16 protein-coding genes are annotated in these 14,841 nt (G+C 45.0%); 3 read left to right on the plus strand and 13 right to left on the minus strand.

The window, feature by feature from the left end; all coding sequences use genetic code 11:
- Window positions 1–12: 12 nt before the first annotated feature.
- The 9 genes from trxB to rsmH form a co-directional block, all read right to left on the minus strand.
- Window positions 13–927: a thioredoxin-disulfide reductase gene (gene trxB / locus RWS24_RS04910; RefSeq protein WP_125348581.1), complete on the minus strand. Its 915-nt coding sequence runs from the start codon at window positions 925–927 to the stop codon at window positions 13–15.
- A 65-nt stretch (window positions 928–992) separates the two neighbouring features.
- Window positions 993–1,217, minus strand: a complete 225-nt coding sequence (locus RWS24_RS04915; protein ID WP_002896945.1) for a DUF4059 family protein — start codon at window positions 1,215–1,217, stop codon at window positions 993–995.
- 171 nt (window positions 1,218–1,388) lie between these two features.
- Window positions 1,389–2,132: an amino acid ABC transporter ATP-binding protein gene (locus RWS24_RS04920; RefSeq protein ID WP_125348582.1), complete on the minus strand. Its 744-nt coding sequence runs from the start codon at window positions 2,130–2,132 to the stop codon at window positions 1,389–1,391.
- Complete coding sequence (locus RWS24_RS04925; RefSeq protein WP_185756537.1) at window positions 2,132–2,941, minus strand: amino acid ABC transporter permease; 810 nt, start codon at window positions 2,939–2,941, stop codon at window positions 2,132–2,134. The genes RWS24_RS04920 and RWS24_RS04925 overlap by 1 nt, the downstream gene beginning before the upstream one ends.
- Window positions 2,942–3,187: 246 nt before the next feature.
- Window positions 3,188–4,531, minus strand: coding sequence for a DEAD/DEAH box helicase (locus tag RWS24_RS04930; protein WP_125376575.1), 1,344 nt, complete (start codon window positions 4,529–4,531; stop codon window positions 3,188–3,190).
- Window positions 4,532–4,635: 104 nt separating this feature from the next.
- Window positions 4,636–5,619, minus strand: coding sequence for a phospho-N-acetylmuramoyl-pentapeptide-transferase (gene mraY / locus RWS24_RS04935; protein ID WP_314365967.1), 984 nt, complete (start codon window positions 5,617–5,619; stop codon window positions 4,636–4,638).
- 1 nt (window position 5,620) lies between these two features.
- Window positions 5,621–7,909, minus strand: a complete 2,289-nt coding sequence (gene pbp2X / locus RWS24_RS04940) for a penicillin-binding protein PBP2X (protein WP_314365968.1) — start codon at window positions 7,907–7,909, stop codon at window positions 5,621–5,623.
- The gene (gene ftsL, locus RWS24_RS04945; protein ID WP_002893529.1) at window positions 7,899–8,222 is read right to left on the minus strand and encodes a cell division protein FtsL; all 324 of its coding nucleotides are present in this window, start codon (window positions 8,220–8,222) and stop codon (window positions 7,899–7,901) included. The genes pbp2X and ftsL overlap by 11 nt, the downstream gene beginning before the upstream one ends.
- Before the next feature lie 7 nt (window positions 8,223–8,229).
- The gene (gene rsmH / locus RWS24_RS04950) at window positions 8,230–9,180 is read right to left on the minus strand and encodes a 16S rRNA (cytosine(1402)-N(4))-methyltransferase RsmH (RefSeq protein WP_314365969.1); all 951 of its coding nucleotides are present in this window, start codon (window positions 9,178–9,180) and stop codon (window positions 8,230–8,232) included.
- A gap of 200 nt (window positions 9,181–9,380) precedes the next feature.
- On the opposite strand from rsmH, the gene RWS24_RS04955 reads away from it, so the two are divergent.
- The 3 genes from RWS24_RS04955 to RWS24_RS04965 are packed head-to-tail and all read left to right on the plus strand — an operon-like array spanning window position 9,381 to window position 10,359.
- On the plus strand, window positions 9,381–9,596 hold the full coding sequence (locus RWS24_RS04955) for a helix-turn-helix transcriptional regulator (RefSeq protein ID WP_002893537.1): 216 nt from the start codon (window positions 9,381–9,383) through the stop codon (window positions 9,594–9,596).
- Window positions 9,597–9,643: 47 nt separating this feature from the next.
- Window positions 9,644–10,186, plus strand: coding sequence for a DUF3278 domain-containing protein (locus tag RWS24_RS04960; protein ID WP_314365970.1), 543 nt, complete (start codon window positions 9,644–9,646; stop codon window positions 10,184–10,186).
- Window positions 10,183–10,359: a hypothetical protein gene (locus tag RWS24_RS04965; protein WP_002927526.1), complete on the plus strand. Its 177-nt coding sequence runs from the start codon at window positions 10,183–10,185 to the stop codon at window positions 10,357–10,359. The genes RWS24_RS04960 and RWS24_RS04965 overlap by 4 nt, the downstream gene beginning before the upstream one ends.
- A 60-nt stretch (window positions 10,360–10,419) precedes the next feature.
- On the opposite strand, the gene RWS24_RS04970 is transcribed toward RWS24_RS04965, so the two are convergent.
- The 4 genes from RWS24_RS04970 to RWS24_RS04985 form a co-directional block, all read right to left on the minus strand.
- A complete protein-coding gene (locus RWS24_RS04970; RefSeq protein ID WP_002901318.1) occupies window positions 10,420–10,677 on the minus strand; it encodes a DUF896 family protein in 258 nt (85 codons plus the stop codon).
- A 22-nt stretch (window positions 10,678–10,699) separates the two neighbouring features.
- Window positions 10,700–12,739: a glycine--tRNA ligase subunit beta gene (glyS, locus tag RWS24_RS04975; protein ID WP_314365971.1), complete on the minus strand. Its 2,040-nt coding sequence runs from the start codon at window positions 12,737–12,739 to the stop codon at window positions 10,700–10,702.
- Window positions 12,740–12,741: 2 nt separating this feature from the next.
- Window positions 12,742–13,659, minus strand: a complete 918-nt coding sequence (gene glyQ, locus RWS24_RS04980) for a glycine--tRNA ligase subunit alpha (RefSeq protein ID WP_002893545.1) — start codon at window positions 13,657–13,659, stop codon at window positions 12,742–12,744.
- 199 nt (window positions 13,660–13,858) lie between these two features.
- The gene (locus RWS24_RS04985; protein WP_314365972.1) at window positions 13,859–14,620 is read right to left on the minus strand and encodes an elongation factor Tu; all 762 of its coding nucleotides are present in this window, start codon (window positions 14,618–14,620) and stop codon (window positions 13,859–13,861) included.
- Window positions 14,621–14,841: the final 221 nt, after the last annotated feature.

Consider the following 14,841-nt stretch of genomic DNA (forward strand, 5'->3'; position numbering starts at 1 on the left):
TAGCTTATATTTTTATGCTTGCTCTGTAAGATATTTGTAGGCTTCCTGACTGGCAATGGCACCATCGCCAACAGCCGTCGTAATCTGGCGCAGGTCTTTCTGGCGAACATCACCAACAGCGTAAATGCCTGCTACTGAAGTCTTCATCTGATGATCCGTCAGAATCCAGCCTGCCTCATCAGTGATGCCCAAGTCCGCAGCAAATTCGCTAACTGGATCTAAGCCAACATAAATGAAGATACCACCAAACTCTGCCTGACTAATCTCACCTGTCTTGACATTCTTGAAGGTTACGCCTGTCACTTTACGCTCATCACCATGGATGCTTTCCACTACAGAATCCCAGACAAAACGAATCTTTTCATTGGCAAAGGCGCGATCCTGCAGCACCTTTTGTGCTCGTAGCTCATCACGACGGTGAACAATGGTCACACTTTTTGCAAAGCGCGTCAGGAAAATAGCTTCCTCTACCGCTGAGTCGCCACCACCGACAACCAGCAGGTCTTCATCACGGAAGAAGGCACCATCACAGACCGCACAGTAGGAAACGCCGCGGCTGTTGTAGTCTTCCTCACCAGGAACCCCCAGATGACGATGATTAGCACCAGAAGCAATGATGACTGTTTTAGTTTCAAAACGCTCATCCTCTGTGATGATTTCCTTAAAATCGCCTCTGTCTTCAATTTTTTCTACTAGGCCAAATAAATGTTCAACCCCTAGATTCTCAAGAGGCTCAAACATTTTCTCTGCTAGCTCAGGACCGCTGATATTGGCATAGCCTGGATAGTTTTCAATGTCAGCAGTATTATTCATCTGACCACCAGGAATACCACGCTCCAGCAGGGCAACTTTTAGGTTGCTGCGGGCTGCATAAAGGGCAGCTGTCATGCCGGCAGGCCCAGCTCCAATAATAATTGTATCATACATAACTTTTCTTTCTCCTTGTTGTAACTAGAATTATTCTAACAACTTTTCTACAGTTTTACAAGCATTTAAGCTTTTAGGACAATGAGCAGGCCCAGCGTCGCAAAAGACAGGACTGGAATCGTCATAATGACAATCAAAAGGACATCGTACAGATGGCTCTGGCGCTCCTTGGCTGTCTTGTCCTTGCGGCGAATCATCCGCAGTCCAATCCATAAACCCGCAATGATCCCTACACCGACTGCAGTATAAATCAAGCTCTCGATATAAAGTGCAAATATTTGATCTAACATGTCAACTCCTCAAAGGTCAATCAGCCTCATAGCGCAAAGAAAGGGAACAATTCCAAATCTTGCCATCTGCATAAAACACCCACTAGACAAGAAAGCCTGCTCCGCAGTATGCTGAGACTGAAAACAAACTCAGCTGGTATAGCCAACTGAGCCTTCACTGTCTCTATTATATCAAATATAGGTCCGTTTGTAACTAGCAAAAAATTCCTTGGTTCTTTCTTCCTTTGGATGATGAATAATTTCATCTGGTGTCCCAGACTCTATGATTTTCCCCTTGTCCAAAAAGAGTACTCTATCCGCAACCTGAGCGACAAAGGACATATCATGACTGACCAGAATCATGGTCTGGCCAGACTTGGCTGCATCAGCGATCGATTTCTCTACTTCTCCGACTAACTCAGGATCCAAGGCTGAGGTCGGCTCGTCTAGCAAAAGAACATCTGGCTTCATAGCTAAAGCCCTTGCCAAGGCTACCCTCTGCTTCTGACCGCCTGACAGATGTCTAGGATAGTGATTTTCTCGGTCTGACAAGCCAACCTTTGCTAACTCTTCCTTGGCTATCTTGGTCGCTTCTTGGTCTGACAGTTTCTTAACTACCAGCAGACCTTCCTTGACATTTTCCAGAGCAGTCCGGCGAGAAAAGAGATTAAACTGCTGAAAGACCATAGCTAGCTTGCGGCGCAGCAGCAAAATCTCATCTTTGGAAATCCTTGAAAAATCTACTTTAAAGCCGTCAATAGCAATCTTTCCACTGTCTGGCTGTTCCAGATAGTTGAGACTGCGGAGGAAGGTTGACTTCCCAGCACCTGAAGAGCCAATCAAAGCCACTACTTCACCTTTTTGAATGTCCAAACTGAGATCATCCAGAACCTTTTGACCTGAAAAAGTCTTACTTAAATGTGAAATATTAATCATCAGATTCCTTCTCCTTCTGCTTGCTGAAGCGATTCAAATTTATCCGGCTGTTTGATATCCATCATCTTTTCGATCCAGCGGCCAAGTTGCTCAATGAGAATATTGACTGCCCAATAAATCAGCGAAACCGAAATAAAACGCTCAAAGTAACGGTAGTCCGCCCCCGCGATAGCCTGCGCCTTGGCAAAAATTTCCACTACACCGGCACTAAAGGCCAGAGAAGTTCCCTTGGTTAAGCCAATCAGGGAATTAATCAGACTAGGTGTCGCGACTACTGCTGCATTGGGGATAACGACACGCATATAAACCTGCTTGTTGGTCATCCCTAAACTGCGAGCAGCTTCAATTTCTCCCGAATCCACGGACAAGATTGCTGCCCGAATGGTCTCACTAGCATAAGCTGCTTCGTTGAAAGCGAAGGCAACAATCGCAAAGACAGACGCTGGAATATCGTTGATATTAAAGCTTGTCCCATACTTCTGATTGATGGCCTTGAGCAATAAAGGAATCCCAAAATAGGTCAGCATGAGCTGGACCAACAGCGGTGTTCCTCTCAGAAAGCTGACAAAGAAAGCCTGAATCGGATACAGGACTTTAACCCGATTAATCTTGACGATAGCAAAAACCATGGCAAGCAGAATACCAAAGACTGCACCACCCACCGTCAAGAGAAGGGTGATTGGCAGATTTTGCAAAATACCAGGAATAGCCTCAAAAACAGCCCTTAAACTAAATAATTTACCATCTGGAATGAACTTGAGGAACTCCTCATACCAACCAGTTGTCAGAAGATAAGTTGTAACCACCATTATTACTTCCTTTTCTTGATAATGAAATATTTTAACACAATTCTAGAACAAAACAAAGAATTTGCTTCGCTTTTACTGTCTTTTAGCAGTCAAAACGTGAGTAGCTAGTGCAAATCTCGTGTTCCTAAATATCAAATAAGCCACACTAAGCCCAATATAAAAATAGACTAGTTTCACTAGTCTATCATATCTATCTCACAAAGACTAATATATTTTTCTTATCACAGCGATAAGAAAAGTATATCACTAAAAGGTTTGGCGCTTAGCTTTACGTTCTGCCCGGCCACGTGCACGATTCTCTGCTCGCTTAGTTTTGCGGCGCTTTTCGTTCACTGCCCACTGGATTTTTTTCTTGTAGCCTGGTTTGATTTTTTTCTTTTTCTTCTTGACCAACCCCAGCATTTCTGTGTCCAGCTTCTCCCGGCTCTTTTCCCGATTGGCTCGACGGTCTCGGTCATAGGTATCCTGAAACTCATCATCCTTTATCATCTTGGGAGTGAATTTGATCCCCATCTTTTCCAGTTCACGAATATCTGAGTCGTCACTCGGCTGGTAGAGGGTAATGGCTGTACCGTGAAGACCATTACGACCAGTCCGGCCTACCCGATGGACAAAGAAAGACAAGTCCTGAGGAATGGCATCATTGATAACATGGCTGACACCTTCGATATCAATCCCCCGCGCTGCTAAGTCAGTAGCGACAATGTACTCAAAATCCAGATTCTTGACCTGATTCATGATGCGCTTGCGCTCCCGCGGAGCAATATCTCCATGAATTTTAGCAACTTTGAGTCCCTGAGCTGTCAGATAGCTGTGTAGCTCATCTGCCCTCGTCTTGGTATTGACGAAAATCATAGCCAGATAAGGCTGCAGAAGCTGACTGATTTGATAAATCTGAGCATTCTTGTCTCGTCCCTTGGTTGACAAGAGCCAGTTTTCAATGGTGTCCGCAATGACCGTCTTGGTCTTAATCTGCTCAATCACTGGATTAGACAGGTATTTTTTCAAAAATGGCTGAAGCTTCTGTGGAATAGTCGCTGAAAAAACGAGAAACTGCAGATCTTTAGGCAACCGGCCTGCAATCTTATCAACCGTCGCCAAAAAGCCCATGTCCAGTGTCATATCTGCCTCGTCAACGACAAAGGTCTTGGCCTTGTGAATAGCCAAATCGCCAGACTCTACCAGGTCATAAATCCGCCCAGGGGTTCCGATGACGATATGCGGCTGACTAGACTCTAACTTCCCAATCTGACGAGCCTTGTCCGTCCCACCGACATAGTTGGCCACCCGAATCTCTTTTTCAGAAAAACTAGCTAACTGGCGAGCAGCCTGATAAATCTGCGCTGCTAGCTCCCGACTTGGGGCTGTAATAACAGCTTGCACGCTGTCTGCTTCCTCATCCAACATTTGAAAGATGGGCAGCAAAAACGTGTGGGTCTTACCAGAGCCTGTCTTGGACTCACCGACCAAATCCCGACCTGACAATACCACCGGAATCAGCTTCTCTTGGACTGGAGTCGCTTCAACGAAGTTCAGATCCCTGAGCGCTTCCTGAATATAATCTTTAAACTTAAATTCTGTAAATTTCATCTTATCCTCTATTCTATTATCCTAACTATTATACCAAAAAATTGACCATCCTGCTTATCCTCAAATCTAAGAAGCAGAAAAGCGAGCCAGAGACTCGCTTCTTGCTATAGGTATAGGATAGCCAGGGTCAAAAGACTGCCCACGATACCGATTCCCCAGAAGAAGAAATCGACCTTCCACTCGCTCCATTCTTTGCCGTGACCAGTTAGGCCGCCCAGCTCAAAGTGGTGATGAACCGGAGTCATCCGGAAAATCCGCTTACCGCCGGTCAGCTTGAAGTAGGTCACCTGCATCATGACAGAGGTTGTTTCAAACACATAGACGATACCAATCAAGAGGAGGGTCCACTCTTGGTGAAGGGAAATGGAGATAGCAGCCAGCATACCGCCCAAAGCCAAGCTTCCCACATCCCCCATGAAGATTTTAGCAGGCTTGTGGTTGAAAACAAAGAAGCCTAGCAAGCCGCCAATCATGCTAATGATGACAATCAAAATATCAAAACGCTTCTGCTCAATAGCAATCACAGCATAGGCCACCAAGCTAATGGCCACAGAAATGCTGGCCAAACCATCAATTCCATCCGTCAGATTGACAGCATTGGAAAAGCCAATCAGCCAAAAAAGGACGAAAAAGACATAGAGGAAGCCTATCTGGACAGGAACGGTGAAGATATTCAGCTGGTCACCTGCACCGTGCTGATTATAAAAGAAGTAAAAGACAACTCCGCCAACCAGCTGCAAAAACAGTTTCTGCTTGGGATTTAGACCCTCGTTGATCTTACGAAACACCTTGAGGAAGTCGTCCAAAAAGCCGACAACACCATACAGGACCAAGATAAAAAGAATCATGATGAGGCCGTTGGACAGCTGGTGCGAAAACAGACCGATAACAAAGCTGGCCAGAACAGATGTCAAGAGAAAGACAGTACCACCCATGGTTGGTGTTCCGGCCTTGGCCTGATGCTGCTTGACATCTTCGTGCATCTGTTGGCCTGTGATACGAGCCTTATGGTAAAAACGAATAAAGGCAGGAATACCTATGATAGTTAGGATAAAAGTTACGATTCCTGCAATAAGAGCAATAAGCATATTAGTCTCCCATTGTAATTGTTATTTTCTTGAGATTTTTCAGCGAAGTATTGGTCTTCTCGCTCTGCTTGACGACCTTGGAGCCCTCTCCTTTGAAAGTGACTTCAATGCCCTGCCACTTCGCAAAACGTTCAACATTGGCCTTGGTCCAGCCGTACATATCGGGCAGACTTTCTAAATCATCTGACAAGATCAAAATCTGCTGATTGGCCTTGAGATTCTTGCCCTCTTTGACAGATACTTTTTTAATCTTGCCACCTGTTCCCAGCACAATTGGTTGGACGAGGTTGCGGCTCAATTCATCTGCCAGACCGTCAGGACTGACTTGATGTTTCAGACCTAGTTGCTTGGTCAGATCTTCCAGTGATGGCATCTTATAGCTGGTTTCTTCAGTGACTGTTTCGAGAGCTGGAGTCGTCTCTGTCGTCAGATTAAGACTGTCTTTAAGAGCGACTGCTTCTTCCAAGACCGGATTGACCACTTCCTGCCAGAATATTGGCTGGAATTTTTCCTCGGGCTGCTGAACTGTCACATACATGATAAATTCAGGATTTTCTGTCGGTGTCATGGCAACAACTGAATAGATATTGTCATTCTCACCCTCTAGATAACCATTTTCAGAAGCGATCTGAGCGGTCCCCGATTTGACAGCGACATTCTGACCAGCCACTTGAATGACGGGTTCTCCGCCAACATTCAGGGTTCCGTGGTAGGGGTCTGTTCCGACCTGAACCATATAATCCCGAGTGGTTTGAGCTGCTTTTTCTGAGACAGGATTTCCGATAATTTCTGTCGCTGTCTTACGAGCTGTATTGTTTTTTGGATCATGGATGGCATTGATAAACTTAGGCTCTACCATGACGCCGTCATTGGCAACGGACGAGAAGGCACGCAACATCTGCACCTGGGTCACACCAATCCCTTGACCGAAGGAGCTCATGGCAATCGTAACATAGTTATCACCTGGCAAGGAGCCATAGGTTTCATTACCCATACCAAAACGAGTCGGCAGACCAAACTTAAACTTACTCAAGTAGTCCAGCCACTTGTCATTGCCCATCTTCTGTTCCAAAATAGTCATACCAACGTTACTGGAATAGGTAAATCCTTGGGCAAAGGTCAGGGTTCCCCCTTCTGAAATCCCCATGTTGACGTTCCAGTCCCGAATGGTCGCATCCATGACCTTGTATTCTCTACTGTCAAAGGTATCGTTAGGATTAAAGCTACCATTATCAATAGCTGAAGCCAAAGTCATAACCTTCATAGTAGATCCAGGCTCGTACTGACCTTGATAGAGCATGGTGTTCCAGTTGCCCAGATTTTTCTCATTCAAGCCTTCCTTGGTATCTGCATTATAGGTCGGCCGTTGAGAAGTGGCTAGGATTTCACCAGTCTTAGCACTGACCAAGGTTGCATTGACAAACTTGCCTTTGACCTTTTCTTGGAAGGCATTCATCCGCGTTTCTAGGTAGGTTTGCAAATCAGCCGACAGCGTTGTATAGACGTCCTTGCCGTCCTCTGCCTGTACAGAGACCTTTTCTGACCCAGGCACAACATTACCATTCCGGTCTTTTTCATAGGTCACAATCCCATTCTGACCAGCAAGAATCCTATCCAGTGCCTGCTCCATACCAGAAGTCCCTTTCAGCGTCTTATTGCCTTCCTTATCCTCCTGCAGCTGGGCAAGACCGATAAACTGGGAGGCAAATACTCCGTTACTATAACTGCGGTTAGGACTGGTAGTAAAGTCAATCCCTTCAATACCAGCAGCTTCAAAGGCTTCCCGCATGGCATTCATATTACTGTAGGTAATACCATTGCCCTGGGCCCCAAAGGAAACCTGCTTGAGATTTTTCTGCGACAGCTGGGTTTTGACATAGTCCTTATCCAGCTCTAGGTATTGATTGAAAATCTCTGCCACCTTATCGTACTGGGATTCTTCCACATAGAGAATCTTGCCGGTAGCTGACTTGTAACTCTTGTCAATAATGGCATAGACATTATAAGTCGTTGCATCCTCAGCAATAGGAACACCATTTCGGTCATAGATTGTTCCCCGCCGGGCAGCGACTGTAACCGTCTTTTGATGGACTACTTCTGCTCCCTTTGATAGATTAACACCGAACTTCTGGTCTGTCCCGATAATGATGGCAAAATTAATCAAGAAAACGAAAAAGAGAAAGATAGCTAAGATACTCATGCTCTTTCCCACTTGCCGCCGATTGTATTCAGGGGTTTGCCTATTTTTCAGGGCGTATTTTTTAATTTTTTCAAAAATTCTATTCTTCATCCGTTGAACTCACTGTTTTACGATTTCCCTTCTGGAGTTTCATATCCTGAGAGCTGGCTAACTGAGACAGTCTTTCATAGCGGGTCAGTTCATTGACTTCCTGCTTGATGTCGGCCAGTTCTGTCTGCTCCGCTTCAATCTGGGTATTGACTTCCGTCAAATCCCGATCCACCTGCAATAGTTTGGTCTGCATAAAGACGATGCTGACCGCTAAAATAATGGCAGTCAAAACGATAGAGCCGTAAAAGGCCTTCTCAACTCGGGAAAATTTTCTCATCTGATCTTGAAGCGGGTTTGGTCTTTTTTCTGACATTTCTTCCTCACTTGTGTATCTTACGGGCCACGCGCAGTTTGGCGGAATGAGCCCGGTTATTACTTTCTAATTCTTCTTTGCTTGGTAAAATTGGTTTGCGGCTGACCAGCTCCAGCTTAGGCTGCAGTTCATCTGGGATGAAAGGTAAGCCCTTGGGAACATCCACTGACGAAGCCTCCTTGAAAAGCTGCTTGGTCAAACGGTCTTCTAGCGAATGAAAAGTAATGACCGCAATCCGACCGTCCACCGCCAGCAAATCAATGGCCTGCTGAATAGACTCATCCGCCGCTCCCAACTCATCATTGACCTCAATCCGAATGGCCTGAAAAATCTGCTTGGCTGGATGGCCTTTCTTCTTCAGCTCCTTAGCTGGCTTGGCTGACTTGATAATTTCAGCCAGTTCTGTCGTTGTTTCAATAGGCTTGACATTTCTAGCCTGCTCAATCTTGCGAGCAATCTGCTTAGAAAACTTGTCTTCGCCGTATTTAAAAAAGATTCGTACTAAATCCTGATAGCTATAATGATTGACAACCTCAAAAGCTGTCAAGGCCGCATCGCGGTTCATGCGCATATCCAAAGGCGCATCCTGTTTATAGGAAAAACCACGCTCACGCTGATCCAGCTGAGGGCTGGAAACGCCTAAGTCATAACAAATCCCATCAATTTCTTCCACACCGGCTTCTTGCAAACGGCTCTTGAGGTGGCGGAAATTGTCCTTGATAAAAGTCACCATCCCCCGCTCTACATAAGGAGCCAGGCGCTTTTTAGCATTGTCAATAGCTGTCTGATCCTGATCAAAAGCATAAAGATGCCCCTCATCTCCGAGCTGGCTCAAAAGATATTCGCTGTGACCAGCACCCCCAAGGGTCGCATCGACATAGATGCCGTCAGGCTTAACAGCCAGCTGGTCAACCGTTTCATGAAGAAGAACCGTAATGTGATGAAATTCGTTTGTCATATCTTACTTATTATATCACATTCAAAAGCAAAAAAAAATTTAAAAGAAAAAGTAAGCGGATGAAATCCTTTTTAAAATTTTTTGTCAGATATACTTGACACTTTTTCCAAAAAGTATTATACTAGCATAAAATAAAAGTCAAATATAACTGACAAACTGTCTGAAAGTTATTAGTTATAGTATTAGAAAGGAAGGGTGTAATGAATCGTGTCAAAGAATTTCGAAAAGAAAAAAAGATGTCTCAGCTAGAGTTGGCCAAGTCTATCGGGGTATCGCGGCAAACTATCAATATGATTGAAAACAACAAATACAACCCCACCCTCGAGCTCTGTATCAATCTGGCTAGAGCGCTGGATACTGACCTCAACGCCCTCTTTTGGGAACCCCAGCTGACAGATGAAGATTCAAATGACTAAGAGTTTTTCCCTGAAGCAACATTCATACCTAAAGAAAGGAAACAAACATGAAAAAAGAAACATTCTCAGACAAGATGATTAAACGATTTTACGGTATTACTGGACCTTTGGACGAGCAAAAGCGCCAACAGGCTGAGCACTTAGGAAATATAGGCTTTATTTGGCTTTTCTTTATCCTGATTTTTGGCAATGCCATCGCCTTTCCCCTAGCCTTTCGCTGGCCCAAAATTATCGCTGTTGCCTATCCTATCCTGCTGGAAATCCTTATCCTTGGCTTCTGTGTCTATATAATCATCCAAGCACGGCGCAAAGGAATTGATGACCTAGAGCTAGGACTTCAGGATGAAAAAGAAGAAAAAGCTATGAAACATGCTGGTCTAAAAGCAGGCTTCTCTTATTGGCTGCTCTTTTACCCTCTCTTCGGCATCATGATAGCTATCATGGAAAAGAAAGATATCCTACAAATTTTGCTTCAGCCTAAACTCATTATAGCTGGATTAGCCGCAGGTCTTGGATTTGGACTGATGATGCATTTTATTTCCAAAGGAAAGATTCGTCAAGCACAAAAAAAGGAGGAAGAAGATCTATGAGACTCAATCTCAAAGAAAAAATGGATTTAGGCATTCTATCCCTCATTATTGCCATTGCTGCTTATTTCTTTTTCCGTATCACGGAGCCTTGGATTTTCTGGCTGGATGTAGCAATCATCGTTAGCTGCATCTATGTAGCCCTCCGCATTTTGAAAAAACGTAAACAAGAATAAAAGAATCCCTCGACAGGAACTTTCTAGCTTCCTAGCGAGGGATTTTTTATTTATATCTACTTAAGACTCTGGGTCATCCAGACTTCGGCCATGAAGACCTTTCTCGCGCTGAACTTGACGCAACTTCTCAGGTGTCACATCATTGCCATCCTCATCAACAATCTTGATGCCTTCGATGTGATGACGAACAGAGCGACGGTAGCCTTCGATATACTCTTCACGAAGCTTGGCTTGTTCCACTTTTTCCTCAGCAGTTAAACCTTCCGTTTTTTTCTTTTTAGCCAGTTCATTAATACGGGCAATTTTTTTAGGATCCATGATTCTACCTCTCTCTTACCTTTTATTTGGTATTAATCTGATTAAACTGCGCCAACTGGCCAGCCTTGGCTGTCAAAGAAGCTAGGAGAGCCAGGCGATTGTCACGCACAGCCTCATCTTCTGCCATGACCATGGTATGGTCAAAGAAAGCATCGATAACTGGACTGAGAGCAAAGAGTTGGTCCAGATTGGCAGCTAAGTCAGGCGTCAGCTCCACTGCTTCAATAGCAGCTGCCAAGTCTTTTTCCTCTTGATTTTCAAAGAGTGCTGGATTGACAGCTGTCTGCCCTTGGGCTTTCTCAACTAGATTAAAGACCCGAGACAGGCTTTCAACTGCTGACTTGAAGATGTCTTCCTGAGCTTTTTCTGCTAGAAGCGCAGCTGTTTCTACCAAATCGCGTACGACAAAGTTAGTGCTTTGAAGAACAGCTGTCACGATATCTTTCGGAATACTGCGATCCATCATCTTCTCAACACGGGCACGGAAGAAGTCCAGCACGGCCTCTTGATTGTCATAGCTTAGACTATCAAACTTGAGTTCGTAAAGTCGACCAAGAAGCTGAGCCAAGTCGATGTTCCAGCCAAACTTGTCCAAGATACGCACAACCCCCTGAGTCGCACGGCGCAAAGCATAAGGGTCATTGGAACCGCTCGGAATCAAGCCAACTGAGAAGAAGGACAGAATGGTGTCCAGCTTATCAGCCAGCGCCAAGACCGCTCCGACCTTGGTATCAGGCAATTCGCCATCAGCTGAAGTCGGCATATAGTGCTCCCGAATAGCAGCTGCTACCGCAGCATTCTCACCAGCCAGAAGAGCATACTTCTCACCCATGATACCTTGCAGCTCATCAAATTCACCAACCATGCCAGTCAGCAGGTCAAACTTATAAATAGCCGCTGCGCGAGCCAAATCAGCTGCCTCATCAGCATCCAATCCTGCTTCTTGCGCCAAGAGAGCAACAATCTTACCAGTCCGCTCCATGTGCTCTGCCAGAGAGCCAATTTTTTCATGGAAGGTCACATTGCTCAGTTTGTCAACCAAGTCGGCAATAGCTAGTTTTTGGTCTTCCCGCCAGAAGAATTCCCCATCTTCCAGACGAGCTACCAAGACTTTTTCGTTTCCTTTTATGACATTTTCTAAATGCTCTGCATTTCCGTTACGGACAGAGATGAAGTGTGGCAAAAGCTTGCCTTCACTATCGCGCACAACAAAGTAACGCTGGTGCTCTTTCATGGAAGTCACCAAAACTTCTTCTGGCACCTCTAAATATTTAGCATCAAAATTACCTAGGAAAGCAGTTGGATATTCTACCAGATTCAAGACTTCATTGAGCAAGTCTTCGTCAATCTCGATAGAAACCCCGTGCTCCTCTTCCAGTGCTCGAATCTGCTCGACAATCATATCTCCCCGCTCAAGAGGATTGGCAATGACAAACTGAGCCCGTAGATCGTCTTCATAGGAATCTGCTGAAGCAATCTCTGTTTCTTTCCCCAAGAAACGGTGTCCACGGCTAGTACGGCCGCTCTTGATGTCCAAGAAATCCAAATCAAAGGCCCGCTCATCTAAGAGTACAGTTAAGGTGTGGACCGGGCGGATGTATTCAAAGGTGTTGTTGGCCCAGTGCATGCTGACAGGGAAGGTCAAAGCTTGCAGAACTTCCGTCACCGCTGGGATAATCTCCTCTACCGGACGACCGACCTCTTCCTTGGTTACATAGACGTATTCCTCACCCTTAATTTCGCGGAAAGTAATGTCCTCAACTGTCAATCCCTTGCCACGAACAAAGCCTTCTGCAGCCTTGGTAAAGTTGCCGTCAGCGTCCAGAGCAATTTTCTTAGAAGGGCCTTTGAAATCTTCGGTCAAATCAGACTGCTTATCCGCCAAGCCAACCACGCGCACCGCCAAACGGCGAGGCGTAGAGAACATTTCAATTTTCTCAAAGGTCAGACGATGGTCTGTCAGGAAGGCTCCCATCTTGTCGCGCAACTGCTTCATGCTCGGTGTCACGACATAGGCTGGCATTTCCTCCAAGCCTAATTCAACTAATAAATTTTTTACCATGATTATTCTCCCTCCTCTGCCAAGAGTTTCTCGCGAGTCTCTGCATCCAAAAGTGGATAGCCTAGACGCTTGCGCTCAGCCACAAAGGTCTTGGCCACAACACGCGCCAGATTACGAATACGAGCAATATAACCAGCCCGCTCAGTCACAGATACGGCTCCACGCGCATCCAAGAGATTAAAGGTATGCGAGCATTTGAGAACGTAATCATAGGCCGGGTGCACCAGATGCTCGTCCAGACAGCGCTTGGCTTCCGCTTCAAACTTCTCAAAATTCCCCAAGAGCAAGTCTTGGTCACTGACTTCAAAGCTGTATTTAGAATGCTCATACTCAGGATGCGTGAAAATTTCGCCATACTTAACGCCATCTGCCCACTCAATGTCGTAGACTGAGTCCACTTCTTGAATATAAGAAGCCAGACGCTCCAGACCATAAGTCACCTCAGCAGTCACCGGCTGAGTTGGCAGACCTCCGACCTGCTGGAAGTAAGTGAACTGCGTGATTTCCATACCATCCAGCCAAACTTCCCAGCCCAGACCAGCCGAGCCAGTTGACGGATTTTCCCAGTTATCCTCGACAAAGCGGATGTCGTGCTCCAACGGATTGATACCCAAGAGCTCCAAAGACTGCAAGTAAAGTTCTTGGATATTGCTTGGCGATGGCTTCATAACCACCTGAAATTGGTGGTGCTGGTAAAGACGGTTAGGATTTTCCCCATAACGACCATCTGCCGGCCGGCGAGAAGGCTCGACATAAGCCGCATTCCAAGGCTCTGGCCCAATAGCCCGCAGGAAGGTATAGGGACTCATCGTTCCCGCCCCCTTCTCATTATCATAAGCCTGCATGAGCATACAACCTTGGTCATTCCAGAACTGCTGCAAAGTCAAGATAATTTCTTGAAAGGTAAGTTTCTTAGACATTAGTTACTCCTTTAGTTTCTTGAGATTCTTGCGAAGCGTTCAAAAGGGAACAATTACTTCCCTTTTGAAAAGCTAGTACATCGCTTAGACAAACCGCCCCATAGCGGTTGTCGTTAGTCAATCGAACCTTTAGGTTCGCAATTGACTTTAGCGAGGTGAAACGTTAACTTCTTAGACATTTTTTACTCCTTTAGTTTGTTTATATCTCTTTGTCTATTATTTTCTGCTGTATGAACCAATCCAACAAGGTAAGTGTTTTATCTGTATTTGCCCACCGATGATAAGAATCAAAGACCGTTTGCACACTGCCTAGATTTTCTACTAACTTGTCAACTGTCAAAAAACTGCGCCAGTATTCGTAAAAAATACTAACATAATTCCCTTGATAAGTCGAAGTACCGAAATCATTCAATGAGTGCCAACCGTGCTTTTTCTGAAAGAGCTTTACGAGAGACTGATTATATGCTTTTTCTGCTAGAAATTCCTCATCTGTAAAGAAATACTTGCGACTAATATACTCAGCCATACCTTCTTCAAACCAGATGTAGGCACCGTATCCATCAAAGTCATCTGAAAAATGCTCTGACCAATGAGCCAACTCATGGCCTACAATCTGCAAGAGGGAATTTCCTGACAAAGACTTATAGTGGCTTTCTATTGCTCGAGTTTGGTGAGAGGTCTCGTAATTCTCCAACTGAAGAAGATATAAATCTTTCCAAACCGTCAATTCGGGAGTCATAACCATCCGCCTATCATTTGTATAGGCTGGTACAGGAATTTCCCGAATGATCTGCGTAGCAGAATCAAAATCGGACCAAATGATGGCTTGCGGCAAGTCATAAACCGCAAACTTGTCTTTTAAAAAAGCTAGATAATCCTGCAACTTTGCGGCATTCTTTGAAACGAAATCTCGAAAAGCTACTAATTGATTCTCATCTTTTACAAGATAAAGGTTCTCCATGAATCTCCTTTCTTTCGAACAATAGACTCAGTACGCAAAAGAACCACGTCCGACACTCCTAGGCTCTTCAACCTAGGGGCGTCAAGACGCGGTTCCACCCTAATTTATTACTTCATTACTTTAAAAAATTTAACCAAAAGCGCCATCTGCACTGCTTCCCTATCCGGCTCACACTATCCCGAACTCGCTAAAAAGTAGACAATGAGAATTCTTTCTAAAAA

The organism is uncultured Streptococcus sp. (assembly GCF_963528215.1).
GTDB lineage: Bacteria > Bacillota > Bacilli > Lactobacillales > Streptococcaceae > Streptococcus.

Coding starts and splice junctions, on each gene's coding strand:
- RWS24_RS04970 (WP_002901318.1), bottom strand. CDS start 10,677: ATGGATCCTAAAAAAATTGCCCGTATTAATGAACTGGCTAAAAAGAAA.
- RWS24_RS04960 (WP_314365970.1), top strand. CDS start 9,644: ATGAAAAAAGAAACATTCTCAGACAAGATGATTAAACGATTTTACGGT.
- rsmH (WP_314365969.1), bottom strand. CDS start 9,180: ATGACAAACGAATTTCATCACATTACGGTTCTTCTTCATGAAACGGTT.
- RWS24_RS04925 (WP_185756537.1), bottom strand. CDS start 2,941: ATGGTGGTTACAACTTATCTTCTGACAACTGGTTGGTATGAGGAGTTC.
- RWS24_RS04915 (WP_002896945.1), bottom strand. CDS start 1,217: ATGTTAGATCAAATATTTGCACTTTATATCGAGAGCTTGATTTATACT.
- RWS24_RS04955 (WP_002893537.1), top strand. CDS start 9,381: ATGAATCGTGTCAAAGAATTTCGAAAAGAAAAAAAGATGTCTCAGCTA.
- RWS24_RS04920 (WP_125348582.1), bottom strand. CDS start 2,132: ATGATTAATATTTCACATTTAAGTAAGACTTTTTCAGGTCAAAAGGTT.
- RWS24_RS04930 (WP_125376575.1), bottom strand. CDS start 4,531: ATGAAATTTACAGAATTTAAGTTTAAAGATTATATTCAGGAAGCGCTC.
- glyQ (WP_002893545.1), bottom strand. CDS start 13,659: ATGTCTAAGAAACTTACCTTTCAAGAAATTATCTTGACTTTGCAGCAG.
- pbp2X (WP_314365968.1), bottom strand. CDS start 7,909: ATGAAGAATAGAATTTTTGAAAAAATTAAAAAATACGCCCTGAAAAAT.
- mraY (WP_314365967.1), bottom strand. CDS start 5,619: ATGCTTATTGCTCTTATTGCAGGAATCGTAACTTTTATCCTAACTATC.
- RWS24_RS04965 (WP_002927526.1), top strand. CDS start 10,183: ATGAGACTCAATCTCAAAGAAAAAATGGATTTAGGCATTCTATCCCTC.
- glyS (WP_314365971.1), bottom strand. CDS start 12,739: ATGGTAAAAAATTTATTAGTTGAATTAGGCTTGGAGGAAATGCCAGCC.
- trxB (WP_125348581.1), bottom strand. CDS start 927: ATGTATGATACAATTATTATTGGAGCTGGGCCTGCCGGCATGACAGCT.
- RWS24_RS04985 (WP_314365972.1), bottom strand. CDS start 14,620: ATGGAGAACCTTTATCTTGTAAAAGATGAGAATCAATTAGTAGCTTTT.
- ftsL (WP_002893529.1), bottom strand. CDS start 8,222: ATGTCAGAAAAAAGACCAAACCCGCTTCAAGATCAGATGAGAAAATTT.